This window comes from Rhodococcus sp. NPDC003348 (assembly GCF_053589375.1).
The window spans coordinates 44,692-67,694 of sequence record NZ_JBSFRT010000002.1; the positions used below are offsets into that span (position 1 = coordinate 44,692).

The window sequence follows — 23,003 nt, forward strand, 5'->3', positions numbered from 1 at the left end:
CGAGCCCGTATCCCCTTGGAGCGCGCAATGGCATCTTCGTACAGCTACAGACTTCTTCGGATCGCGCTCGTCGTCGTCGGCGCGGCGATGATTCTTCTCTATCCGCTGGCCGTGGTGTGGCCGTCGGGGTGGGCATGGGAACCCGGTGCCCCTCACGAGTCCAACTACTTCATGATGATCGTCGGTCTGTACGTGACGCTGGGCGCCTTCCTCTGCAACGCGGCGCGACGTCCCGAGGCCAATATCAGCTTGATCTGGTTCGCTGTGTGGTCGAGCGTCGTCCACGCCGCAATCATGGCGGTGCAGTCCTTCGGCGATGGCGACCATCTGGGACACCTGTGGGGAGATGTCCCGGCGCTGCTGCTTGCGGCAATTGTGCTGGCGGTCCTCGTTCGGTCTTCCGGCCTCGGGCAACCTCCTCCCGTCCGACGTACGAACGAGGTGGCCGATGGCCCGACCTGAGATCGGCGACCACCGTCACGGCAGCTTGATCCGCTGCTCCCCGGTGTAGACGTTCATGGTCTCGCCGCGGAGGAACCCGACCAGTGTCAGGCCGGACTCCGCGGCGAGGTCGACCGCGAGCGACGACGGCGCCGAGACCGCGGTCAGCATCGGCACCCCCGCCACGACGGCCTTCTGCACCAGCTCGAACGAGGCCCGTCCGCTGACCGCGAGGATCGCCTCGGACAGCGGCACCCGGCCCTCGGTCAGCGCCCAGCCGAGGACCTTGTCGACGGCGTTGTGCCTGCCGACGTCCTCCCGCAACGCCAGCAACGCCCCGTCGGCGGTGAACAGTCCGGCCGCGTGCAGGCCACCGGTTGAATCGAACACCCGCTGCCGGGACCGCATCGCGTCCGGCAGCGAGGCCAGCACGTCCGCCGGGACGGTCAGGGGCGAGTCGGCCAGCACGTACGGCGCCCGCACCCGCACCGCGTCGAGCGACGCCTTCCCGCACACCCCACACGCGGACGTGCTCAGGAAATTGCGCTGCGCGACAACCGGTTCCGGTACGCCGGGCGCAAGTGCGACATCGAGGACGTTGTAGGTGTTCGCGCCCTCCTCGTCGACACCGTCGCAGTAGCGGATCACCGAGATGTCCCGGGCGGACCGGATGATCCCCTCGCCGAGCAGGAACCCGTGCACCAGGTCGATGTCGTTGCCCGGGGTGCGCATGGTGACCGCCAGCGACCGACCGGCCATCCGGATCTCCAGCGGTTCCTCGACGGCGAGGCTGTCCGGTCGGCGGACCGTGCCGGTCGGCCCGATCCGAAGTACCGACCGCCGGGCGGTGACGCGTCCCATCAGTTGCCCCCGACCGGCTCCAGGCGCACGACGACGGCCTTGGAGACCGGCGTGTTGGACTTCGCGGCAACATGATCGAGCGGGATCAACGGATTGGTCTCGGGATAGTAGGCGGCGGCGTTGCCCTTCGGGGTCGAGTACTCGACCACCCGGAAGTCGTGCACCCGGCGTTCCTCGACGGTGCCGTCGACCGCCGTCCACTCGGAGACGATGTCGACCCGGGACCCGTCGATCAGATTCAGGTCCACGAGGTCGGCCGCCGAGACGAACACGACGCGCCTGCCGCCCTTGACGCCACGGTAGCGGTCGTCGAGGCCGTAGATGGTGGTGTTGTACTGGTCGTGGCTGCGCAGTGTCTGCAGGATCAGCCGCCCGGGCGGGGTCGGCACCCACTGCAGTTCGCCGGTCACGAAGTTCGCCTTGCCGGTGTGCGTGGGGAATTCGCGGCGATCGCGCGGCGGATGCGGCAACTGGAAGCCGTCCGGCCGGCGCACCCGCTCGTTGTAGTTCTCGCAGCCGGGCACCACCCGGGAGATGGCATCCCGGATCCGGTCGTAGTCGGCGGACAGGGACGCCCACGGGACGCTGTGGCCGGCGCCGAGCAACTCGAGGGCCAGGTCGCAGACGATCGCGACCTCACTGCGCAGGTGCTCGCTCACCGGCGTCAGGTTGCCGCGGGACAGGTGCACCATCGACATCGAGTCCTCTACGGAGACAACCTGTTTCCCGCTCGCCTGGATGTCCTTGTCGGTGCGGCCCAGGGTGGGCAGGATCAGCGCGGTGGTGCCGGTGACCACGTGCGAACGATTCAGCTTGGTGGAGACCTGCACCGTCAAGCGGCACCGGCGCAGCGCGTCCTCCGTCGCAGCGGTGTCCGGGGTCGCGCGGATGAAGTTACCGCCCATCGCCACGAACACACCGGCCTTGCCGTCGCGCATGGCCCGGATCGCGTCGACGGTGTCGAGGCCGTGCTTGCGAGGACTGGTGATCCCGAACTCGCGATCGAGGGCGTCGAGGAACGAGTCCGGGGCCTTCTCCCAGATCCCCATCGTGCGGTCGCCCTGCACGTTCGAGTGACCGCGCACGGGGCAGACGCCGGCGCCGGGCTTGCCCATCATGCCGCGCATCAGTAGCAGGTTGGTGATCTCCTGGATGGTCGCCACACCGTGGGTCTGCTGCGTCAGACCCATTGCCCAGCAGGCGATCGTGCGCTGCGAGCGAATCAGGGCGTCGGCCGTCTCCCGCAACTGGGTCATCGTCAGGCCGGTGGCCCCGAGGACGGTGTCGAGGTCGACGGTGCGGGCTGCGCGCTCGTACTCCTCGAACCCGGCACAGTGCTCGTCCACGAACGCCCGGTCCACGACGGTGCCCGGTGCGGCGTCGTCTGCCTCGAACAGCAGCCGCGCCAGCCCGCGGAACAGGGCCATGTCGCCGCCGAGCCGGATCTGCAGGAACTCGTCGGCGATGTCGACACCGCGGCCGACCACGCCGCCGACCTTCTGCGGGTCCTTGAATCGCAGCAGGCCCGCCTCGGGCAGCGGGTTGATCGCGATGATCTTCGCGCCGTTGCCCTTCGCGGCCTCCAGGGTGGAGAGCATCCGGGGATGGTTGGTGCCGGGGTTCTGACCCGCGATCAGGATCAGGTCGGCGAACTCGAGGTCGGGAACCGTCACCGACCCCTTGCCGATACCGATGGACTCGGACAGCGCGCTGCCCGACGACTCATGGCACATGTTCGAGCAGTCCGGCAGGTTGTTGGTGCCGTAGCTGCGGATCATCAGCTGGTACAGGAACGCGGCCTCGTTGCTGGTGCGCCCGGAGGTGTAGAAGACGGCATGGTCGGGTGTGGGAAGTGCGCGGAGTTCGCCGGCGATCAGGCGGTACGCCTCGTCCCAGCCGATCGGCGTGTAGTGCGTCGCGCCCTCGCGCAGCACCATCGGGTGAGTGAGCCGGCCCTGCTGACCGAGCCAGTAGTCCGTCCTGTCCGCGAGTTCGGCGACGGAGTGCGCCGCGAAGAACTCCGGGGTGACGGTGCGCAGCGTCGCCTCCTCGGCGACGGCCTTGGCGCCGTTCTCGCAGAACTCGGCGGGCTTGCGGTGGCCGGGGGTCTCCGGCCAGGCGCATCCCGGGCAGTCGAATCCGTGCCGCTGGTTCAGTCGGGTCAGCGTCTGCGCCGTTCGGACCGTGCCCATCTGCTCGACGGCCCGCTGCAGCGACACCGCGACGGCCTCGACACCGGCGGCGTGGTCCTTGGGGTGGGTCACCACGAGCTGGGATTCGTCGATGTCCTGGGCGGGGCCTCTGCGCGTCATGTGTCCATACTGGCCCGGTCGGTGGTCCGCGGGAAGTCGGACCGCCCGCCGCGGTCGATATTTCGGCTAACCTTCCCTCGCTTTTGTCGAGGAAGGGTGGTGCGATGGCCGGGCTGACACGTCGCGGGTTTCTGATCGGGACGTGGGGGGCCGTGCTCACGTCCGCGGGGGTCGGCTGCGGCGGTGGCGAGCAGACCGAGGCGTCGACCGGCGCCACGCTGACGACACGCTACGGTCGCACCGTCGTCGGTGCCGACCCGCGCCGTGTCGTCAGCGTCGGCTACAACGACCACGACGTGGTCCTCGCCCTGGGCGTGATCCCCGTCGGGGTGTTCGACTGGTACGGCGACAAGCCCGACGCGACCTGGCCGTGGGCCCACGACCTGCTCGGCGGCGCGCACCCGACTGTCGTCGGTACCTCGAGCAGCGGCATCGACGTCGAGGCTGTCGCCTCGACCGACCCCGACCTGATCGTCGGCACCTACTCCGGGCTCACATTGCGCGAACACGACATGCTCTCCGTGCTCGCCCCGACCGTCGCACAGCCGGACGAGTTCGCCGACTTCGGTGTGCCGTGGCAGATCCAGACCCGGGTCATCGGCAAGGCGCTGGGCCGGTCGGCGAAGGCCAACGAACTCGTCCGGTCGGTGCAGGGACGGTTCACCGAGGTGGCCGCCGCGAATCCGTCGTTCGCGGGCAGGACCGTGATCGTCGGCGCGCTCAAAGGGCCGGGTCAGTTCGGCGTCTACGGTCCCGAGGACCCAAAGGTTCGGTTCTTCACCGAACTCGGTTTCGTCAACCTGCCCGTCACCCAGCAGGTCACCGGAACCAACTTCGCGCCGATCAGCACCGAGCAGCTCACCCTCGCCGATGCCGATCTACTCGTCTGGTACGCCGGCGGCGGCTTCGGCGACAAACTCCGCGCCGAACTCGACCGGACGCCGGTCTACGCGGATCTGCGCGCAGTCAGAGAAGGGCGGGTCGTCGTCCTCGAGGACGACGCGGCCGAGGCGATGGCGTGGAGCACCGTGCTGTCACTGCCCTACGCGCTGAAGGAGATTCCCCCACGGGTCGCGCCACTGCTGGCCGGACACGGGCCGCGCACCGTGCCCGGCGCCGGGTGAAGTTCGCGGGCTGCACCGTCTCGGGCCCGTACGACACCGTCATGGGCTAGGTTCGTCGGCACGTGTGCCCGAGCGGAGACAGCCGGCATCGCCGGCGCGGGGCACGGCACGAAGGGGCGGTCGAGGCATGAGTGTTACTCGGACAGCGTTGGTCACTGGGGCATCGTCGGGCATCGGCGAAGCCGTGGCACGGGCGCTTGCCGGTCGCGGCTGGAAGGTGTACGGCACCAGCCGGAACCCGTCCTCGCTCCCGCACCCGATTCCCGGCGTCGAGTACCTGCCGCTGGACCTGACCGACGAGGCGAGCATCGTCGCGTGCGCCGAGGCAGCGGGCGCGGTGGACGTGCTGGTGAACAACGCGGGGGAGAGCCAGAGCGGGCCACTCGAGGAATTGCCGATGGAGGCGATCGAGCGACTGTTCCGCACCAACGTGTTCGGGGCGGTCCGCCTGACCCAGTTGCTGCTTCCCGGCATGCGGGCCCGGAACTACGGGCGCGTGGTGATGGTCGGGTCGATGCTCGCGAGTTTCCCCCTCGCACACCGCTCCTCGTACGTGGCGACGAAGGCAGCGATCAAGGGCTTCGCGACCGCCGCGCGACGTGAGGTGTCACCCTTCGGGGTTGCGATCACCACCGTCGAACCCGGGTCGATCAGTACCGGCATCGGTGAGCGCCGCACCCACTACCTCGCCGAGGGGTCGCCCTACACCGACGACTACCGCACGATGATCGAACATCTCGACGCCAACGAACGGTCCGGCATCACCGCCGACCGGGTGGCTCAGACCGTGCTCGCCGCCATCGACGCGGACAAGCCGAAGCCGCTGTACGCGGTCGGCAGCAACGCGCCGGTGGTGTTCGCGCTACGCCGGATCGCGCCCCGCGGGCTCGTCGAGAAGATGATCGCCCGGCGGCACGGCCTGCGCTGAGTCCGCGACCGAGGTGTCGTGATGGTCGCCGCCGAGATTGAGCACCACCACACCGGCGACGATGAGGGCCAGGCCCGCCACCTTCGCGATCGAGAGCGGCTCACCGAGCAGCACCACCCCGATCACCGCGACCGCTGCGGTGCCGATGCCCGACCACAGCGCGTAGGTCAGGCTCACCGGGAGGGTTCGCAACGCCTGCGCCATGCACGTGAACGACGTGACGTAGCCGGCGATCACGACCAGTGACAGGGCGGGCCGGGTGAACTGTTCGGTGCTGTCGAGCAGGACGGTGGCGATGATCTCGCTGGTGATCGCCGCCGCGAGGAACGCCCACGCACGCGCTCGGGCGGTCACGCGACACCACCGAGGTTCAGTGCGACGACACCGGCGATCACCAGACCGATCCCGAGGATCTTCGACGCCGAGCGGGGTTCGTGCAGGATCAGCATCCCGATCGCCGCGATGACGGCGGTGCCGACGCCGGCCCACACCGCGTACGCCACCCCGACATCCAATTGGCGCAGGGCCTGCGACAGGCAGTACAGCGCCGCGCCGTACAGGCCCAGCACCGCGACGGTCGGACCGGGCCTGCGGAACCCGTCGCTGCGCGGAAGCAGACTGGTGCCCGCCACTTCCGCGCAGATCGCCACCGCCAGGAAGATCCACGCCGTCGTCATGGCCGCCAAACCTAGTCGGCGAACACCGGTGGTTGGCGTTCACGCCACGGCACCGCCTGCTCGAGTTGCGCCGCGACCGCAAGCAGCAGGTCCTCGCGTCCGACCGCGGCGACGAGCTGCACCCCGATCGGCAGTCCCTCACGGCTCTGCCCGAGGGGCAGGCTGATCGCCGGATTGCCGGAGATGTTGAACGCGGCGGTGAACGGGCCGACCTCGAGAATCCGGCGGATCCACGAGCGCACCGTGTGGCCGTCCTCGTCGTACTCGAGCGTGCCGTGGGGTGGGGGCAGCTGCGCCAGCGTCGGCGTCACCAGCACGTCGACGGTCGTGAAGAACGTGCCCACCGCACGGGTCACGCGGCCCTGCGCGTCGAGTCCGGCAGCGACGTCGAGCATCGTCGCTGCGGCGGTCTCGCCGAGCACGACCCTCGAAACAGCTTCGAGCAGATCGGGACTCGGACGCACCGGTGCCCGCAGCATCGCCGCCCCGGTGGCGTACGCGGTGAGCACACACGCCTCGACCACGTCGTCCGCATCGACCGGCGGGGCACCCTCGACGACGTCGTGCCCGATCCACTCGAGCACCCGCCCGACGTTCACCGCCGCGTCGGCGACCTGACGGTCGACCGGGGCGCCGGCGGCCGTGGACACCGCGATCCGCAGCCGGCCGGGATCGGTGCGGGCGGCGGTGGCGTACGGCCGGGCCGGGGGAGCCGCGGCGTACTTCTCACCGACGATCGGTCCGCTGACCGCGTCCAGGAGTGTCGCGCAGTCCCGCACCGTGCGGGTGAGCCCGAACTCGTACACCTGCCCGAATCCGACCTCGCCGGCGGGAACACTGCCCGAGGCTTCGCCCGAGAGGGACGACTCCACCGGCACTCGGCCCCGGCTCGGTTTCAGCCCGACCAGTCCGCAACACGACGCGGGCACCCGTAGCGACCCGGCGCCGTCGTTGCCGTGGGCGATCGGTACCGCACCCGCCGCGACCAGCGCGGCCGAGCCGCCGCTCGACCCGCCGGTCCCTCGGGTCGGGTCCCACGGGTTGCGCGTCGGCCCGTATCGACGGGATTCGGTCGCGAAGTTCAACCCCAGCTCGGGAGCGGTGCTCTGGCCCAACGCGACCAGCCCGGCCGATCGCAGTCGCCCCATGAGTACGTGGTCCTCGCGCGCGACGGCACCGCGGATCGCACGGCTGCCCAGGGTGAACGGCACTCCCCGCACGAACGGGCCGCTGTCCTTGACCACGAACGGCACCCCCGCGAGCGGTCCGGTCGGGTCGGCCACCGGGGCAGGGTCGAACAGGGGCAGCGTCAACGCATTCAGGTCGGCGTTCACCGCGTCGAGTGCGCGCCGCGCAACCGACTCGACCTCGGCCGCGGTCACGTCCCCGGACCGGATCGCGGTGGCCAGCCCGACCGCGTCGAGGCTCGCGTATTCGTGGAGATGCACCGTGCCATCACACCCTGGGGGCGGCGGATCGGCCATCGAATTTCGGTACCCGAGAGCGCAGTCGGGTTAGCCTCGGGCATGGCCACCGTGCGCGCCGCCACCCGATCCGACGTCCCCGCAACCGCCCGTGTGCTGGCGCGGGCCTTCGATGACGACCCGGTGATGACGTGGATGTGGCCCGACGTCGCGGACCGGCGGCGAGGCCTGCCGCGGATGTTCGCCGCCTTCACTCGGCACCACCACCTGGCGCACGGCGGGGTCGAGCTGGCCGCAGCCGACGGCGGCACCGTCGGGGCCACGTTGTGGGATCCCCCCGGCCACTGGCGCCAGTCCGGGTGGACCCAGGTGCTGATGATGCCCTCGATCATGCGGGCGTTCGGCCGCCGCACCGGCGTCGCTCGCGCGGTGGGCGAGACGATGGAGTCGGTGCATCCGGAGGAGCCACACTGGTATCTCAGCGCAATCGGCACGGACCCCACGGTCCGTGGTGGGGGCCACGGTCATGCCCTGATGCGGTCGCGCCTCGACCGCTGCGACGTGGAGCACGCGCCCGCCTACCTGGAGTCGAGCAAGGAGTCGAACGTGCCCTACTACCAGCGCTTCGGCTTCGAGGTGACCCGGGAAATCGTGATCTCGGGAGGCGGTCCCACCCTGTGGGCCATGTGGCGCGAACCACGGTAGGTGCCGTTCTCTAGAATTGCGCAGGTGACCAGTGCCGCGCCGCAAGACCCCAAGAACCCCGCCGACGCCCTCCCGAAGAGCTGGGACCCCAGCACCGTCGAGGAGCAGTTGTACGAGGGCTGGGTAGCGGCCGGATACTTCGAGGCCGACGCGACCAGCGACAAGCCCGGCTACTCCATCGTCCTGCCGCCGCCGAACGTCACCGGCAGCCTGCACATGGGCCACGCCCTCGACCACACCCTGATGGACGCGCTGACCCGCCGCAAGCGGATGCAGGGCTACGAGGTGCTGTGGCTGCCGGGCATGGACCACGCCGGTATCGCCACCCAGACCATCGTCGAGAAGCAGCTCGCCGCCGACGGCACCAAGAAGGAAGACCTCGGCCGCGAGGCGTTCATCGAGCGGGTGTGGGACTGGAAGCGAGAGTCCGGCGGCACCATCCAGGGCCAGATGCGTCGCATCGGCGACGGCGTCGACTGGTCCCGGGACCGTTTCACCATGGACGAGGGGCTGTCCCGTGCCGTCCAGACCATCTTCAAGCGGCTCTACGACGACGGCCTGATCTACCGCGCCGAGCGCCTGGTCAACTGGTCGCCGGTGCTGCAGACCGCGATCTCCGACATCGAGGTGAAGTTCGAGGAGGTCGAGGGCGAGCTCGTGTCGCTGCGCTACGGCTCCCTCGACGACGCCGAGCCGCACGTGATCGTCGCGACCACCCGCGTCGAGACCATGCTCGGCGACACCGCCGTCGCCGTGCACCCCGACGACGAGCGCTACAAGCACCTGGTCGGCACCACCCTCGAGCACCCGTTCACCGGCCGCCGGATCCCGATCATCGCCGACGACTACGTCGACCCCGAGTTCGGCACCGGCGCCGTGAAGATCACCCCGGCGCACGACCCCAACGACTTCGAGATGGGCCTGCGGCACAACCTGCCGATGCCGACCATCATGGACAAGACCGGCAAGATCGCCGACACCGGAACGCAATTCGACGGCATGGACCGGTTCGAGGCCCGGGTGAAGGTGCGCGAGGCCCTCGCCGAGCAGGGGCGCGTCGTCGCCGAGAAGCGTCCGTACGTGCACAGCGTCGGCCACTCCGAGCGGTCCGGCGAGACCATCGAGCCGCGGCTGTCGATGCAGTGGTGGGTCAAGGTCGACTCGCTCGCCAAGGCTGCCGGCGACGCGGTCCGGAACGGCGAGACCACCATCCACCCGGCCAGCCAGGAACCGCGCTGGTTCGCGTGGGTCGACAACATGCACGACTGGTGCATCTCCCGCCAGCTGTGGTGGGGCCACCGGATCCCGATCTGGTACGGCCCGAACGGCGAGGTGCAGTGCTTCGGCCCCGACGAGACCGCTCCCGAGGGCTGGGAACAGGATCCCGACGTCCTCGACACCTGGTTCTCGTCCGGACTGTGGCCGTTCTCCACGATGGGCTGGCCGGACAAGACTCCCGAGCTCGAGAAGTTCTATCCCACCAGCGTTCTCGTCACCGGCTACGACATCCTGTTCTTCTGGGTGGCCCGGATGATGATGTTCGGTACGTACGTCTCCGGCGACGACGCGGTGCAGGGTGACGGCGAGCGAAGCGACGAGCGAATTGGGCTCGGCACCGTGCCGTTCACCGACCTGTTCCTGCACGGCCTGGTCCGTGACCAGTTCGGCAAGAAGATGTCGAAGTCCCGCGGCAACGGCATCGACCCGCTGGACTGGGTGGACCGTTTCGGCGCCGACGCGCTGCGCTTCACCCTGGCCCGCGGCGCCAACCCGGGCAGCGACCTCGCGGTCGGTGAGGACCACGCGCAGTCGTCCCGCAACTTCGCGAACAAGCTGTTCAACGCCACCAAGTTCGCGCTCATGAACGGCGCCGTCGTGGCCGACCTGCCGCCGCGCGAGCAGCTCACCGACGCCGACCGTTGGATCCTGGACCGCCTCGAGCAGGTCCGCACCGAGGTCGACGAGGCGTTCGAGCGCTTCGAGTTCTCCAAGGCGTGCGAGGCGCTGTACCACTTCGCGTGGGACGAGGTCTGCGACTGGTACCTCGAACTGGCCAAGGTCCAGGTGGCCGAGGGCTCCGTGCACGCCGACGGCACCAAGGCTGTGCTCGGCAACGTCCTCGACACGCTGCTGCGTCTGCTGCACCCGGTGATCCCGTTCGTCACCGAGACCCTGTGGAAGGTGCTCACCGGTGGCGAGTCCGTGGTGATCGCGTCCTGGCCGTCCGCAACCGGCGTCCCGGCCGACGCCGACTCCGCCCGCCGGATCGGTGACCTGCAGAAACTTGTCACCGAGATCCGCCGGTTCCGCAGCGACCAGGGCCTCAAGCCGTCCCAGAAGGTGGCCGCCCGGCTGACCGGCGCTGCCGACGCGGACATCGAGGGCCAGCTGGCGGCAGTCTCCTCGCTCGCCAAGCTCACCGAGCCCGCGGACGGGTTCGCCGCCACCGCATCGGTGGAGGTGCGGCTGAGCCGCGCCACCGTCACCGTCGAGCTCGACACCTCCGGTGCCGTCGACCTCGGCGCCGAGCGCAAGCGACTGGAGAAGGATCTCGCGGTCGCCGAGAAGGAACTCGCCGGAACTGCCGCGAAGCTGGGCAACGAGGCGTTCCTCGCCAAGGCGCCCGACGCCGTCGTGGACAAGATCCGCGGCCGGCAGCAGGTGGCGCAGGAGGAGATCGCCCGCATCACCGCGCGACTGAAGGAGTTGGGTCAGGCGTGAGCGACGAGCAGGGGACACCGTCCCCGGTGGATCTCGCGGAGCTGGCACTGGTCGAGGCGGAACTCGACAAGCGTTGGCCCGAGACGAAGATCGAGCCGTCCCTGACCCGGATCGCGGCGCTGATGGACCTGCTCGGGTCGCCGCAGCAGGCATACCCGGCGATCCACGTCGCCGGAACCAACGGCAAGACGTCGGTGACCCGGATGGTCGACGCCCTGCTCACCCGGCTGCATCGCCGGGTGGGCCGGACCACCAGTCCGCACCTGCAGCTGGCGACCGAGCGGATCAGCATCGACGGCACGCCGATCTCGCCGCGCACCTACGTCGACACCTACAACGAGCTCGCGCCGTACATCCAGATGGTGGACGCCCAGTCGCAGGCCGCGGGCGGCCCGGCGATGAGCAAGTTCGAGGTGCTCACCGCGATGGCGTTCGCCGCGTTCGCCGAGGCGCCCGTCGACGTCGGCGTCATCGAGGTCGGGCTCGGGGGCCGCTGGGACGCAACGAATGTCATCGACGGTCAGGTCGCGGTGATCACTCCGATCAGCCTCGACCACGCCGAGTATCTGGGTACCGATCTCGCCGGTATCGCCGCCGAGAAGGCTGGGATCATCAAGAAGGCGCCCGACTCGCTGGTCCCGCGCGACACCGTGGCGATCCTGGCGCAGCAGGAACCCGAGGTGATGGACGTACTCCTGCGTCGCGCCGTCGAGGCGGACGCCGCCGTCGCGCGCGAGGGATCGGAGTTCAAGGTCCTGGCCCGGCAGATCGCCGTCGGCGGGCAGCAACTCGAACTGCAGGGCCTCGGCGGCGTGTACACCGACATCTTCCTGCCGATGCACGGCGAGCACCAGGCGCGCAACGCCGCCCTCGCCCTCGCCGCGGTCGAGGCGTTCTTCGGCGCAGGCCCGGACCGGCAACTCGACGTCGACGCGATCCGTGAAGGCTTTGCGTCCCTGACGAATCCGGGTCGGCTCGAACGGGTCCGCAGCGCGCCGACGGTGTTCCTCGACGCCGCGCACAATCCCGACGGCGCTCGCGCGCTCGCCGCGGCCCTGGCCGCCGAGTTCGATTTCCGCAAGCTCGTCGGTGTCGTCGCGGTTCTCGGGGACAAGGACGCCGACGGCATTCTCACCGCGCTCGAGCCGGTGTTCGACGAGATCGTCGTCACCCGCAACGGCTCTCCCCGCGCGATGGACGTCGAGCAGCTCGCCGATCTGGCCGTCGCCCGTTTCGGCGACGAACGGGTGGTGGTGGCACCGACCCTCCCGGATGCGCTCGAGACGGCGATCGGGCTGGCAGAGGAGGTCGCCGAACCCGGCGAGGCCATCTCGGGAGCCGGCGTCGTCGTGACCGGATCCGTCGTCACCGCGGGTGAGGCCCGCACCCTGTTCGGAAAGGACCCCGCGTGAGCACCCCCGACAACTCGGCGGCAGACGAATTCGGCGGATTCAAGCCGCCCACCACAGACCCGTGGAAGGGATTCCGCGGCGTATGCTCCGGCACCCTGATCCTCGAGGCCATCGTGGTGTTCCTCGGGATCCCCGCGGTCGCCAAGCTCGGTACGGGCATCGGTACCGGCTCGATCGTGTATCTGACCGTCCTGGGTGTCCTGATGATCCTGGCGTGCGGTGTGCAGTCCCGTCCGTGGGCGTTGGGCCTGGACCTCGGCCTGCAGGTGGCGCTGATCGCGGGTTGGTTCATCCATCCGGCGATCGGTGTGATGGGCCTGGTCTTCGCCGCGGTGTGGATGTACCTGCTGTATCTGCGCAAGGACATCCAGACGCGGATCGAGCGGGGACTGCTTCACGGTCAGCGGGACTGACCCACTACTCTGACACCCCGTGACTGAGCGCACCCTGGTACTGATCAAGCCCGACGGCGTTGCCCGCAACCTCGTCGGGGACATCCTCGCGCGAGTCGAGCGCAAGGGCCTGTCCGTCGCCGCGCTGGAGATGCGGACCGCCGACGTCGACGTCGCGGGCAAGCACTACGCCGAGCACGCCGAGCGTTCGTTCTACCCGGACCTGCTCGAGTTCATCACCTCCGGCCCGCTCGTCGCGGCCGTCGTCGAGGGTCACCGCGCCATCGCCGCGTTCCGGCAGATCGCCGGCGGCACCGACCCGGTCGAGAAGGCGCTCCCCGGGACCATTCGTGGCGATTACGCCCTCGACGGTCAGCAGAACCTCGTGCACGGATCGGATTCGACCGAGTCCGCCGAGCGCGAGATCGCGCTCTGGTTCCCGCAGCTCGCCCGCTCCTGAAGTTCCCCACTCTCACGACCCGCCTCAGGTTCCCCGGCCTCGCGCCGGGGAACCTGAGGCGGTTTCGGGCGGCTGTGGTGCGGCGTTGGCGCGGGCCGCAGTCGACGTGTGGGATACTGGTGACGGTCGACCCGCACCCGCTTCGTGGTGACTCGAATTCGGGTGTGGTCCGACCGGATGACACCACGACTCGATGCCCGCATCGCTGCCGCCCGGCGGAGGAAATCCCTCCCCGTCGGCACGCTGGATGATCAGGCGCACGGGACGCGGAGATCAGCCTGCCAGGCGCCGCACGAATTGGACGTGACCGCTTCGATCACCGACAAACCGTGCGGGGCGAGACCAGACGAACTCACACCCAGGTGTGAGCACACAGACAGCGCCCTCGAGTGGCCGCGCACATCCGTATGGGTGGACGCGCCCGGGGGCCCGAGGAGACTTACGTGGCCGATCAAGCGCCGCCCGAAACTTCACAGCCCACCGAGCCGGCCTTCCCGGAGAAGATGCGCGTCCACGCGCTGGCGAAGATGCTGGGACTGACCAGCAAGCAGGTCCTCGCCCAGCTCGCCGAGTTCGGTGTGGAACTGCGCAGCGCGCAGTCCAGCCTCGACCGCGCGCTCGCCGAACGCGTGCACGCCGCGCAGAGTGCGCCCGAAGCCGCGCCGGCCGAGCCCACCGGTGCCGAGCCCGCCGGTGCCGAGCCCACCGGTGCCGAGCCCACCGCCGAAGAGGTGCGGGCCGGAGCCGATCTGATCGCCGAGGCGCAGATCCCCGAACAGCCGGGCCTGTTCACCGACGTGGACACCGAGCAGGCGCCCGCCCCGGCGGACGAGGCTCCGCTGTTCCAGGCGCCGTTGTTCCTGCAGCCCGAGGCCCCGGTCGCCGAGCCCGCCCCGCGTCGTCGCCGTGCCCGACGAGAGGCCGCGGCTCCCGACGAGGCCGCGCCGATCGAGGTCACCACCGCTGGGGTCGCCGAGCCGGCTGCCGCCGAGCCCGCGGTCGTCGAGCCGACCGCGACGGAGGAGGCCGCGACCGAGGCGCCCGCCGAAGCGCACGCCGAGGACGAGACCGGCGAGGGTCACGGCCGTCGCCGCCGCCGTGGCCGCCGTGGCCGAGGGCGTGGCCGAGGCGAGCAGGGCTCGGAGAGCGAGACCACCGAAGAGGCAGAGCCGACCGAGGCCGAGACCGCCGAGGAGACGTCCGGCGGCCCGGAGTCCGAGGGCGCCGAAACCGCGGAGGCAGAAACCGAGGGCGAAGCGGTCGAGGGCGAGGAGACCGAGGGCGAGGAAGGCGGAACCAGCCGTCGCCGCCGTCGTCGCCGCCGCCGCAAGGGCAGCGCCGACACCGACACCACCGAGGACGACGGTGTCGCGACGGTGGTCCACGAACGTGAACCCCGCACCAAGGCCCGGGCGAAGGACGAGGTGCAGGGCATCTCCGGCTCCACCCGGCTCGAGGCGAAGCGGCAGCGCCGTCGCGACGGACGTGACGCCGGCCGTCGGCGTCCGCCGATCCTGACCGAGTCCGAGTTCCTGGCCCGCCGCGAGGCGGTGGACCGGGTGATGGTGGTCCGCGAGAAGAGCGGTGCCGCGCACCCCGACGGCCTGACCCAGGTGGCGGTGCTCGAGGACGAGGTCCTCGTCGAGCACTTCGTCACCACGTCGGCGTCCGCGTCGATGGTCGGCAACGTCTACCTCGGCCGCGTGCAGAACGTGCTGCCGTCGATGGAGGCCGCGTTCATCGACATCGGACGCGGACGCAACGGTGTCCTGTACGCCGGCGAGGTCAACTGGGATGCCGCCGGACTGGGCGGGAACAGCCGCAAGATCGAGCAGGCACTCAAGCCCGGCGACCAGGTGCTGGTTCAGGTCTCCAAGGACCCCGTCGGACACAAGGGTGCCCGGCTGACCACGCAGATCTCCCTCGCGGGCCGGTTCCTCGTGTACGTGCCGGGCGGCACGTCCACCGGAATCAGCCGCAAGCTGCCCGACACCGAACGCAAGCGTCTCAAGGAGATCCTGCGCGAGGTCGTGCCGCCGGAGGCCGGTGTGATCATCCGCACGGCAGCCGAGGGCGTCAGCGAAGAGGAGCTCGCCCGCGACGTGCAGCGGTTGCAGTCGCAGTGGAGCGAGATCGAGAAGCAGGCCGAGGCCGCGGACAAGGGCAAGTCGGGCAACCCGAAGGCACTCTACGAGGAGCCCGACCTGCTGGTGAAGGTCGTGCGCGACCTGTTCAACGAGGACTTCTCCAAGATCGTCATCGAGGGCGAGAAGTCCTGGTCGACGGTGGAGAACTACATCAAGACCGTCGCCCCCGACCTGCTGCCGCGGGTCGAGCGATACGAGCCGCAGTCCGGTGGACCGGACATCTTCGCGGTCAAGCGGATCGACGAGCAGCTGGCCAAGGCGCTCGACCGCAAGGTGTGGCTGCCGTCCGGCGGCACCCTGGTCATCGACCGCACCGAGGCGATGACCGTGGTCGACGTCAACACCGGCAAGTTCACGGGATCCGGCGGCAACCTCGAGGAGACCGTCACCCGCAACAACCTCGAAGCCGCCGAGGAGATCGTGCGGCAGATGCGGCTGCGCGACATCGGCGGCATGATCGTCGTCGACTTCATCGACATGGTGCTCGAGTCGAACCGGGACCTGGTCCTGCGCCGGCTCACCGAGGCGCTCGGCCGGGACCGCACCCGCCACCAGGTCTCCGAGGTCACCTCGCTGGGCCTGGTCCAGATGACCCGCAAGAAGCTGGGCACCGGCCTCGTCGAGGCGTTCTCCACCACGTGTGAGCACTGCCACGGACGCGGCATCATCGTGCACGCCGACCCCGTCGAGGTGCGCTCCGGTGACGACGGTGGCGCGCGGACTCAGGGCAAGGGCGAGTCGGGCGGTGGCCGTCGCAAGCGGGGCCGCGACAAGTCGGCCGCGCCCGCCGAACAGCCGGTGGTGGAGAAGAACGGACACACCCCCGAAGCGGACGCGACCGCCAAGCGCGCCCACCCGGTGGCACTCGCGATGGCCGCGCACCTGCACGACGAGGAGGCACCCGCAGAGCCCGCGGAGCCTTCGGGTGAGGTGAAGGCCGGCGAACCGGAGACCACCACGCAGGCGGAGCCCGGAGTCGTCGCAGTGGTCGAGCCGGCCGCTGCTGCGGAGGCGGAGCCCGAAGCAGTCGCCGAGGCGGAGCCGGAAGCTGTCGCAGCGGCGGAGCCCGAAGTTGTCGCGGTGGTCGAGCCGGCCGCTGTCGCCGAGGCGGAGCCGGAAGCTGTCACGGTGGCGGAGCCGGAAGCTGTCACGGTGGCGGAGCCGGAAGTAGTCACCGAGGTGATCGAGGCACCCGCCGCACCTGCGCGTGGGCGTCGCCGGGCACGACGTGCGTCCCGTGCGTCGGCCGCGCCGACGGCCACCGACATCCCGGAGTCGGGCACGGTGGTCACCATCGCGGCCCCCGAGCGGGTGGAGGAGCCGACCGCGGTCGTCGTCGAGGCGCCGGTCGCGGAGCCGGCGGTGTCCGGCGGTGACGGCACCGCGCCGGAACCCGTCGTGGCGAAGCGCCGGCCCCGCAGGCGCGCGGCCGGACGTCCCGCGGGACCGCCCGCGGAGGCGTGAGCGGCCGACCGGTCGAGGTCACGGGAATGGTGACGGGTGGGGCGGTTTGACCCTGCCTCTCGCCATCCCGTAATCTTGACCGGTCGCTACTCGGTGACACAGCTCTGCTGCGCCCGACAGGGTGCCGGGGGTGTCCGGGAAGCAAGTACACCAGACCAGTCGCGTGGCTACTGCCGCGCGAGCACGTTCGAACTAGCAAGGGGTAGCCGTCGATGGCAACGTATGCGATCGTCAAGACCGGCGGAAAGCAGTACAAGGTCGCTGTTGGTGACCTCGTCAAGGTCGAGAAGATCGAGGGTGAGCCCGGCGCTGCTGTCTCGCTGACCCCGGTTCTCGTCGTCGACGGATCCGAGCTGACCACCGACGCCGACAAGCTGGCCAAGGTCACTGTCACCGGTGAGGTCGTCGAGCACACCAAGGGCCCGAAGATCCGGATCCACAAGTTCAAGAACAAGACCGGTTACCACAAGCGTCAGGGCCACCGGCAGAAGCTGACGGTCCTCAAGGTCACCGGCATCAAGTAACTCGAACTTCCGAGACTTTTTCTAGAACCCAGGAGGGTCCGTCATGGCACATAAGAAGGGTGCATCCAGCTCGCGCAACGGTCGCGATTCGAATGCCCAGCGACTCGGCGTGAAGCGTTTCGGCGGTCAGTCCGTCAGCGCAGGCGAGATCCTGGTGCGTCAGCGCGGCACGCACTTCCACCCGGGCGTCAACGTCGGCCGTGGCGGCGACGACACCCTGTTCGCCCTCGCTGCCGGTGCCGTGGAGTTCGGCACCAAGCGTGGACGCAAGACCGTGAACATCGTTCCGGTCGAAGCACAGGCCTGAGTCTGCTGCTTCGAGCAACGCTTCCAGGAGGGGCGGGCCAGGGTCACACACCCGGCCCGCCCCTCTTGCTTTTCACCGACTGAAGGAAAGGGATCCGGCAGTCATGTCACGATTCATCGACCGCGTGGTGCTGCACGTCAGCGCAGGCAAGGGCGGCAACGGTTGCGCCTCCGTGCACCGCGAGAAGTTCAAGCCGCTCGGCGGCCCCGACGGCGGCAACGGCGGCCGGGGCGGTGACGTGGTCCTCGTCGTCGACTCCAACGTGCACACGCTGCTGGACTTCCACTTCCACCCGCGCGCCAAGGCCACCAACGGCAGGCAGGGCGAGGGCGGAAACCGGGAGGGCGGCAACGGTTCCGACCTGATCCTCAAGGTTCCGGACGGCACCGTCGTGCTGGACAAGGACGGCCGGATCCTCGCCGACATGATCGGCACCGGAACGCAGTTCATCGCCGCGCAGGGCGGTCGCGGTGGCCTCGGCAACGCGGCGCTGTCGTCGAAGGCACGCAAGGCGCCCGGCTTCGCCCTCCTCGGCGAGGAGGGTGTCGAGCGCGACCTGGTGCTGGAACTGAAGTCGGTCGCCGACGTCGGCCTGGTCGGTTTCCCGTCCGCGGGTAAATCGTCGCTGGTGTCCGTCCTGTCCGCCGCCAAGCCCAAGATCGCGGACTACCCGTTCACCACGCTGCAGCCGAACCTCGGTGTCGTCTCCAGCGGCGACACCACCTTCACCGTCGCGGACGTGCCCGGCCTGATCCCCGGCGCCAGCGACGGCCGCGGTCTCGGCCTGGACTTTCTGCGTCACCTCGAGCGGTGCGCGGTGCTGGCACACGTCGTCGACTGCGCCACTCTCGAACCGGGCCGCGACCCGGTGTCCGATGTCGACGCGCTCGAGGCGGAACTGGCGGCGTACAAGCCCGCCCTGTCCGGCGACGCGAGCCTCGGCGACCTGGCGGACCGGCCGCGCATCGTGATCCTCAACAAGGCCGACGTGCCGGACGCCGCGGAACTCGCCGAGATGGTGACTCCCGAATTCGAATCGCGCGGCTGGCCCGTGTTCACGATCTCCGCGGTGAGCAGGGAAGGCCTGCGGCCCTTGACCTTCGCGCTCGCGAAGATGGTCGAGGAGTACCGCATCGCGCATCCGCCGGCTGCGCCGAAGCGTCAGGTGATCCGGCCGATCGCCGCCGACGAGACCGGGTTCAGCATCATCGCCGACCCCGAGACCCCCGGTGGATTCATCGTCCGCGGCACCCGTCCCGAGCGCTGGATCCGGCAGACCGCATTCGACAACGACGAGGCCGTTGGCTACCTCGCAGACCGGCTGGCCCGGCTCGGTGTCGAGGACCAGCTCGTCAAGATGGGTGCCGAGCCGGGTTGCTCGGTCACCATCGGTGACGTCAGCTTCGACTGGGAGCCGCAGACTCCCGCCGGCGTCGATCTCACCCGTACCGGACGCGGCACCGACGCCCGACTCGACCAGGTCGATCGCATCGGTGCCGCCGAACGCAAGCACGCGCACCGGGTTCGGCGCGGCCTCGAGGCCGCGGACCCCGAAGACCAGTGACCGGGGTGTCGAGCACTCGCACCCAGATCGCGGGCGCACGCAGCGTCGTGGTGAAGATCGGCTCGTCCGCGTTGACGAGCCTCGAATCCGGTTTGGACCGACGCAAACTCGATGCCCTCGCGGACGCGATCGAGGCGCGGATGCAGGCCGGATCCGATGTGGTCGTCGTGTCGTCGGGCGCGGTCGGTGCGGGCATCGCCCCGCTCGGGTTGTCGAGGCGTCCCCGGGACCTCGCGACCAAGCAGGCCGCGGCCAGCGTGGGCCAGCTCCGGCTCGCACACGCCTGGGGCACGTCGTTCCACCGCTACGGCCGGGTGGTCGGACAGGTGCTGCTCACCGCCGACGACATCGCCCGCCGCACCCAGTACCGCAACGCGCAGCGGACCCTCGACCGGCTGCGGTCACTGCACGCGGTCGCGGTGGTCAACGAGAACGACACCGTCGCCACGGCGGAGCTGCGGTTCGGTGACAACGACCGGCTCGCGGCGATGGTCGCGCACCTGGTCAGCGCCGACGCGCTGGTCCTGCTGTCCGACGTCGACGGCCTCTACGACGGTGATCCCCGCAAGGGCGGTGCGACGCTGATCCCGGAGGTGACCAGCCCCGAGGACCTCGACGGCGTGGTCGCCGGCTCCGGGGGAGCACTCGGCACCGGCGGCATGGCGTCGAAGCTGTCCGCGGCCCGGCTCGCCGCCGACTCCGGGGTGCCGGTGCTGCTCGCCGCCGCGACCGACGCCGCGGAGGCACTGTCGACCGCGAGCGTCGGCACCGCGTTCGCGGCCCGGCCCACCCGGCTCTCGGCGCGCAAGTTCTGGGTCCGGCACGCCGCCGACACGCAGGGCGAACTGCACCTCGACGCCGGCGCGGTCCGCGCGGTCGTGGACAAGCGCCGATCGCTGCTGCCCGCGGGCATCACCGCCACGAGCGGCCGGTTCCTCGGTGGCGACGTGGTGTCGCTCGTCGGCCCCGAGGGTGCGCCCGTGGCGCGCGGGGTGGTCGCGTACGACGAAGCCGAACTCGAGGAGATGCTCGGCCGGTCGACGATGGAGCTGCCCTCCGACATGCAGCGCCCCGTCGTCCACGCCGACGACCTGGTCCGCCTCTGACCCATCCGCGGGGGAGGGTGAAGACCGGGAAGGGTCAGGTGGTGAGGGCGGCGAGGGTTTCGGAGCAGCCGGCGTCGAGCTTGAGGGTGGCGAACTCGTCGCCGCGGGTGGTGCCGCGGTTGACGATCGCGACGGGCATGCCGAGCTTCGCGGCGCGCCGGACGAACCGCAGGCCCGACATCACCGTCAGCGACGAGCCCAGCACCAGCAGCAGATCGGCCGACTCGACCATGGCGAACGCGGCGTCGACGCGGTCGCGGGGGACGGACTCGCCGAAGTACACGATGTCCGGCTTGAGGATGCCACCGCAGCGTTCGCAGTCGACGACGCGGAAGTGTGCGGTCTCCTCGATCACCGCATCGGCATCCGGCGCGATCTCGACGCCCGTTGCGGCGGCGACGGATTCGGCGAATCCGGGGTTCGCGGCGTCGAGGCGTTCGGCGAGGGCGATGCGCGAGATCCGGTGCTCGCAGCCCATGCATCGCACCTGCGCGTAGCTGCCGTGCAGGTCGATCACCGACCTGCTGCCCGCCTTGGTGTGGAGCAGGTCGACGTTCTGGGTGAGTACGCCGCGTACCACGCCGGCCCGTTCGAGCGCGGCCAGTGCGCGATGCCCCGCGTTGGGCCGGGTGCCGTCCATGTACCGCCAGCCGAGGTGGTTCCGCGCCCAGTAGTGCCGTCGGAACTCGGCATCGCCCATGAACTGCTGGTACGTCATCGGGTTGCGGGGAGGGGAGTCGGGCCCGCGGTAGTCGGGGATGCCGGAGTCCGTGGACATGCCCGCGCCGGTCAGCGCGACCACGGTCCGGCCCCGGATCAGCGTCACCAGGTTCGCGACATCCGTCGACGGCGGTACGGACGTGGCGGTCATGGAATCCAGGCTAACCCTGTCGTGAATCTTCAAGACCCTGAGCCTGCCGGTGGCGCAGGCTGGCTGTCATGACCACCGTTGATCCCATCCCCGCCGGATACCGCACCCTGACCCCGTTCCTCGCAGTGCCCGACGGCGCCGCCGCCCTCGACTTCTACCGACGCGGCCTCGGCGCCGAGATCGTCGATCGGATGGACGCCCCCGGCGGCGGCGTGATGCACGCCGAGATCCGGGTCGGCGACTCGATGCTGCAACTGTCCGACGAGATGCCCGACTACGGTCTGCGCGCGCCCGAGCCGGGGTGGGTGCACAGTTCGCTGGTCGTGTACGTCGAGGACTGCGACGCCTTCGTCGATCGTGCCGTCGGAGAGGGTGCGACCCTCGTGACAGAGGTGCAGGACACCTTCTCCGGTGACCGGCACGGCGTCTTCATCGACCCGTTCGGTCACCGCTGGGCCGTGTGCACCAAGGTCGAGGACGTCCCCTCCGAGGAGGTCGCACGCCGCGCCCGGGAACTGTTCTACGCGTAGGTGTTTCGGTTCACACGCCGTGGGCGCCGTCAGCGGTCCCTGTGTTTGCCCTCGTCGTCGATCACCGTCGGCGGGCCGTCGGGGTGCGGTGCGCCGCCCTCGTTGAGCCAGTCGGCGATTTCGGCGGCGTCCTCGGACGTGACGGGCCGACGCTTGCTGAACAGGGATTTGACCGTGTTGCCGATCTTCGACATGAGCTGATGCTATCGGCGCGGGCGCCGCGCGCCGACGAGCCCGGCGAATCCCCAGCTACCCGGGCGTGGCATGCGACCGCCCATCGGTGGTCGGACCCGGCCGGGTCGAGGCCGGGTGTGAGAAGGTTGGCGGAGAAGCTTCCGACCAATCAGGAGATGTCGTGTCGACCACCTCGCTGCCGCTGGGGCGACCCGTGGGGTCCAAGGGGGAGGAGACGCGGGAGCGCATCATCGCGGCGGCGATGCGTTGTGTGGCCGAACTCGGATACTCGCGTGCCACCATTCGCGAGATCGCGCGGACGGCCGGAATCACCAGCGGCAGTCTCTACCACTATTTCCCCAACAAGTCCGAGCTCGTCACCGCGACATTTCTCGAGCTCGCGGAGCTCTCGATTCCTCGGTTCACGGCCGCCGCGGACCGGGCGGACGGCGTCGTCGACAAGCTCATGGCGGTGTTCGACGAGGGTGGCCGGCTGATGCGCGACTACCCCTTCGCGGTTGCATTCGATCGGGCCATCCGGGTCGAGGCGGCCGAACATCTGCATCTCGGCGAGGACAGCGATTCGATCTTCGCGGCGCTGCGCGGTGTCGTGGTCGGTATCGTCGAGCAGGCGGACGCGGACGGTGCACTCGCTTCGGGCGTGGAGGTCGACAGCGCTGTGAACGTGATCCACGCGATTCTGCGCGGGCTCAACGAGCAGGCGGCGACGGCGACACCGGAGGAGTACCACGCGACGGTGCGTGCGTTGAAGTTGCTGCTCCAGGGCAGTCTGTTCCACATGACCGGATAGACGCATCACGCACCGCGGTGGCTCCGCGGTGCGTGATGCGCTGTTGGT

The 23,003-nt window shown here is 69.9% G+C and carries 22 protein-coding genes; 15 read left to right on the top strand and 7 right to left on the bottom strand.

Going from position 1 to position 23,003, the window contains the following annotated elements; translation table 11 throughout:
* Nucleotides 1-27 precede the first annotated feature (27 nt).
* Nucleotides 28-462, top strand: a complete 435-nt coding sequence (locus tag ACWDU4_RS01640; RefSeq protein WP_450112100.1) for a DUF6632 domain-containing protein — start codon at nucleotides 28-30, stop codon at nucleotides 460-462.
* 15 nt (nucleotides 463-477) lie between these two features.
* Here the strand turns inward: ACWDU4_RS01640 and fdhD are convergent, their stop codons facing one another.
* Both fdhD and ACWDU4_RS01650 read right to left on the bottom strand, forming a co-directional pair.
* Nucleotides 478-1,302, bottom strand: a complete 825-nt coding sequence (gene fdhD, locus ACWDU4_RS01645; RefSeq protein WP_450112101.1) for a formate dehydrogenase accessory sulfurtransferase FdhD — start codon at nucleotides 1,300-1,302, stop codon at nucleotides 478-480.
* Nucleotides 1,302-3,614 carry an FdhF/YdeP family oxidoreductase gene (locus ACWDU4_RS01650; RefSeq protein ID WP_450112102.1) on the bottom strand — a complete coding sequence of 771 codons (2,313 nt, stop codon included), beginning with the start codon at nucleotides 3,612-3,614 and terminating at the stop codon, nucleotides 1,302-1,304. Before ACWDU4_RS01650 ends, fdhD begins: the two co-directional genes overlap by 1 nt.
* Nucleotides 3,615-3,718: 104 nt before the next feature.
* Here ACWDU4_RS01650 and ACWDU4_RS01655 point away from each other — a divergent pair, with 104 nt between their 5' ends.
* Both ACWDU4_RS01655 and ACWDU4_RS01660 read left to right on the top strand, forming a co-directional pair.
* Complete coding sequence (locus tag ACWDU4_RS01655) at nucleotides 3,719-4,738, top strand: iron-siderophore ABC transporter substrate-binding protein (protein ID WP_450112103.1); 1,020 nt, start codon at nucleotides 3,719-3,721, stop codon at nucleotides 4,736-4,738.
* 127 nt (nucleotides 4,739-4,865) lie between these two features.
* Nucleotides 4,866-5,666, top strand: coding sequence for an SDR family oxidoreductase (locus ACWDU4_RS01660; protein WP_450112104.1), 801 nt, complete (start codon nucleotides 4,866-4,868; stop codon nucleotides 5,664-5,666).
* Here ACWDU4_RS01660 and ACWDU4_RS01665 read toward each other — a convergent pair.
* Genes ACWDU4_RS01665 through ACWDU4_RS01675 form a run of 3 tightly spaced genes read right to left on the bottom strand, consistent with a single transcriptional unit; the run spans nucleotide 5,601 to nucleotide 7,791 of the window.
* Nucleotides 5,601-6,020 (bottom strand): DMT family transporter, encoded by a 420-nt coding sequence (locus tag ACWDU4_RS01665; protein WP_450112105.1) that lies wholly within the window; start codon nucleotides 6,018-6,020, stop codon nucleotides 5,601-5,603. The two genes, ACWDU4_RS01660 and ACWDU4_RS01665, sit on opposite strands and share 66 nt — an antisense overlap.
* The gene (locus ACWDU4_RS01670) at nucleotides 6,017-6,343 is read right to left on the bottom strand and encodes a DMT family transporter (RefSeq protein ID WP_450112106.1); all 327 of its coding nucleotides are present in this window, start codon (nucleotides 6,341-6,343) and stop codon (nucleotides 6,017-6,019) included. Before ACWDU4_RS01670 ends, ACWDU4_RS01665 begins: the two co-directional genes overlap by 4 nt.
* Before the next feature lie 11 nt (nucleotides 6,344-6,354).
* A complete protein-coding gene (locus tag ACWDU4_RS01675; protein ID WP_450112107.1) occupies nucleotides 6,355-7,791 on the bottom strand; it encodes an amidase in 1,437 nt (478 codons plus the stop codon).
* A 78-nt stretch (nucleotides 7,792-7,869) separates the two neighbouring features.
* Between ACWDU4_RS01675 and ACWDU4_RS01680 the strand changes: the two genes are divergently transcribed.
* The 10 genes from ACWDU4_RS01680 (at nucleotide 7,870) to proB (ending at nucleotide 20,569) form a co-directional block, all read left to right on the top strand.
* A complete protein-coding gene (locus ACWDU4_RS01680; RefSeq protein ID WP_450112108.1) occupies nucleotides 7,870-8,472 on the top strand; it encodes a GNAT family N-acetyltransferase in 603 nt (200 codons plus the stop codon).
* Nucleotides 8,473-8,496: 24 nt separating this feature from the next.
* A complete protein-coding gene (locus ACWDU4_RS01685; protein WP_450112109.1) occupies nucleotides 8,497-11,193 on the top strand; it encodes a valine--tRNA ligase in 2,697 nt (898 codons plus the stop codon).
* Nucleotides 11,190-12,605: a bifunctional tetrahydrofolate synthase/dihydrofolate synthase gene (gene folC / locus ACWDU4_RS01690; protein WP_450112110.1), complete on the top strand. Its 1,416-nt coding sequence runs from the start codon at nucleotides 11,190-11,192 to the stop codon at nucleotides 12,603-12,605. Before ACWDU4_RS01685 ends, folC begins: the two co-directional genes overlap by 4 nt.
* Nucleotides 12,602-13,018, top strand: coding sequence for a DUF4233 domain-containing protein (locus ACWDU4_RS01695; protein WP_450112111.1), 417 nt, complete (start codon nucleotides 12,602-12,604; stop codon nucleotides 13,016-13,018). Before folC ends, ACWDU4_RS01695 begins: the two co-directional genes overlap by 4 nt.
* Nucleotides 13,019-13,037: 19 nt before the next feature.
* Nucleotides 13,038-13,457, top strand: coding sequence for a nucleoside-diphosphate kinase (ndk, locus tag ACWDU4_RS01700; protein ID WP_450112112.1), 420 nt, complete (start codon nucleotides 13,038-13,040; stop codon nucleotides 13,455-13,457).
* Between the two features lie 443 nt (nucleotides 13,458-13,900).
* Complete coding sequence (locus tag ACWDU4_RS01705) at nucleotides 13,901-17,068, top strand: translation initiation factor IF-2 N-terminal domain-containing protein (protein ID WP_450112113.1); 3,168 nt, start codon at nucleotides 13,901-13,903, stop codon at nucleotides 17,066-17,068.
* A 212-nt stretch (nucleotides 17,069-17,280) separates the two neighbouring features.
* Nucleotides 17,281-17,592: a 50S ribosomal protein L21 gene (gene rplU, locus ACWDU4_RS01710; protein WP_387470023.1), complete on the top strand. Its 312-nt coding sequence runs from the start codon at nucleotides 17,281-17,283 to the stop codon at nucleotides 17,590-17,592.
* 43 nt (nucleotides 17,593-17,635) lie between these two features.
* Complete coding sequence (gene rpmA, locus ACWDU4_RS01715) at nucleotides 17,636-17,899, top strand: 50S ribosomal protein L27 (protein WP_345343038.1); 264 nt, start codon at nucleotides 17,636-17,638, stop codon at nucleotides 17,897-17,899.
* 103 nt (nucleotides 17,900-18,002) lie between these two features.
* The gene (gene obgE / locus ACWDU4_RS01720; RefSeq protein WP_450112114.1) at nucleotides 18,003-19,463 is read left to right on the top strand and encodes a GTPase ObgE; all 1,461 of its coding nucleotides are present in this window, start codon (nucleotides 18,003-18,005) and stop codon (nucleotides 19,461-19,463) included.
* Between the two features lie 5 nt (nucleotides 19,464-19,468).
* Nucleotides 19,469-20,569 carry a glutamate 5-kinase gene (gene proB, locus ACWDU4_RS01725; protein WP_450112115.1) on the top strand — a complete coding sequence of 367 codons (1,101 nt, stop codon included), beginning with the start codon at nucleotides 19,469-19,471 and terminating at the stop codon, nucleotides 20,567-20,569.
* 34 nt (nucleotides 20,570-20,603) lie between these two features.
* Here proB and ACWDU4_RS01730 read toward each other — a convergent pair whose 3' ends face one another.
* The gene (locus ACWDU4_RS01730) at nucleotides 20,604-21,440 is read right to left on the bottom strand and encodes an NAD-dependent protein deacetylase (RefSeq protein WP_450112116.1); all 837 of its coding nucleotides are present in this window, start codon (nucleotides 21,438-21,440) and stop codon (nucleotides 20,604-20,606) included.
* A gap of 68 nt (nucleotides 21,441-21,508) precedes the next feature.
* Between ACWDU4_RS01730 and ACWDU4_RS01735 the strand changes: the two genes are divergently transcribed.
* Entirely contained in the window at nucleotides 21,509-21,970 is a 462-nt protein-coding gene (locus tag ACWDU4_RS01735; RefSeq protein ID WP_450112117.1) for a VOC family protein, read from the top strand.
* 29 nt (nucleotides 21,971-21,999) lie between these two features.
* Here the strand turns inward: ACWDU4_RS01735 and ACWDU4_RS01740 are convergent, their stop codons facing one another.
* Nucleotides 22,000-22,164 (bottom strand): hypothetical protein, encoded by a 165-nt coding sequence (locus tag ACWDU4_RS01740; RefSeq protein ID WP_450112118.1) that lies wholly within the window; start codon nucleotides 22,162-22,164, stop codon nucleotides 22,000-22,002.
* A gap of 161 nt (nucleotides 22,165-22,325) precedes the next feature.
* Here ACWDU4_RS01740 and ACWDU4_RS01745 point away from each other — a divergent pair, with 161 nt between their 5' ends.
* Nucleotides 22,326-22,955 carry a TetR/AcrR family transcriptional regulator gene (locus tag ACWDU4_RS01745; protein WP_450112119.1) on the top strand — a complete coding sequence of 210 codons (630 nt, stop codon included), beginning with the start codon at nucleotides 22,326-22,328 and terminating at the stop codon, nucleotides 22,953-22,955.
* Nucleotides 22,956-23,003: the final 48 nt, after the last annotated feature.

Bases quoted from the DNA above. Each gene is read 5' to 3' on its own strand.
- ACWDU4_RS01735 (WP_450112117.1), top strand. From the start codon at position 21,509: ATGACCACCGTTGATCCCATCCCCGCCGGATACCGCACCCTGACCCCG.
- ACWDU4_RS01730 (WP_450112116.1), bottom strand. From the start codon at position 21,440: ATGACCGCCACGTCCGTACCGCCGTCGACGGATGTCGCGAACCTGGTG.
- ACWDU4_RS01680 (WP_450112108.1), top strand. From the start codon at position 7,870: ATGGCCACCGTGCGCGCCGCCACCCGATCCGACGTCCCCGCAACCGCC.
- ACWDU4_RS01740 (WP_450112118.1), bottom strand. From the start codon at position 22,164: ATGTCGAAGATCGGCAACACGGTCAAATCCCTGTTCAGCAAGCGTCGG.
- obgE (WP_450112114.1), top strand. From the start codon at position 18,003: ATGTCACGATTCATCGACCGCGTGGTGCTGCACGTCAGCGCAGGCAAG.
- rpmA (WP_345343038.1), top strand. From the start codon at position 17,636: ATGGCACATAAGAAGGGTGCATCCAGCTCGCGCAACGGTCGCGATTCG.
- ACWDU4_RS01660 (WP_450112104.1), top strand. From the start codon at position 4,866: ATGAGTGTTACTCGGACAGCGTTGGTCACTGGGGCATCGTCGGGCATC.
- ACWDU4_RS01670 (WP_450112106.1), bottom strand. From the start codon at position 6,343: ATGACGACGGCGTGGATCTTCCTGGCGGTGGCGATCTGCGCGGAAGTG.
- ACWDU4_RS01650 (WP_450112102.1), bottom strand. From the start codon at position 3,614: ATGACGCGCAGAGGCCCCGCCCAGGACATCGACGAATCCCAGCTCGTG.
- fdhD (WP_450112101.1), bottom strand. From the start codon at position 1,302: ATGGGACGCGTCACCGCCCGGCGGTCGGTACTTCGGATCGGGCCGACC.
- ACWDU4_RS01640 (WP_450112100.1), top strand. From the start codon at position 28: ATGGCATCTTCGTACAGCTACAGACTTCTTCGGATCGCGCTCGTCGTC.
- ACWDU4_RS01655 (WP_450112103.1), top strand. From the start codon at position 3,719: ATGGCCGGGCTGACACGTCGCGGGTTTCTGATCGGGACGTGGGGGGCC.
- rplU (WP_387470023.1), top strand. From the start codon at position 17,281: ATGGCAACGTATGCGATCGTCAAGACCGGCGGAAAGCAGTACAAGGTC.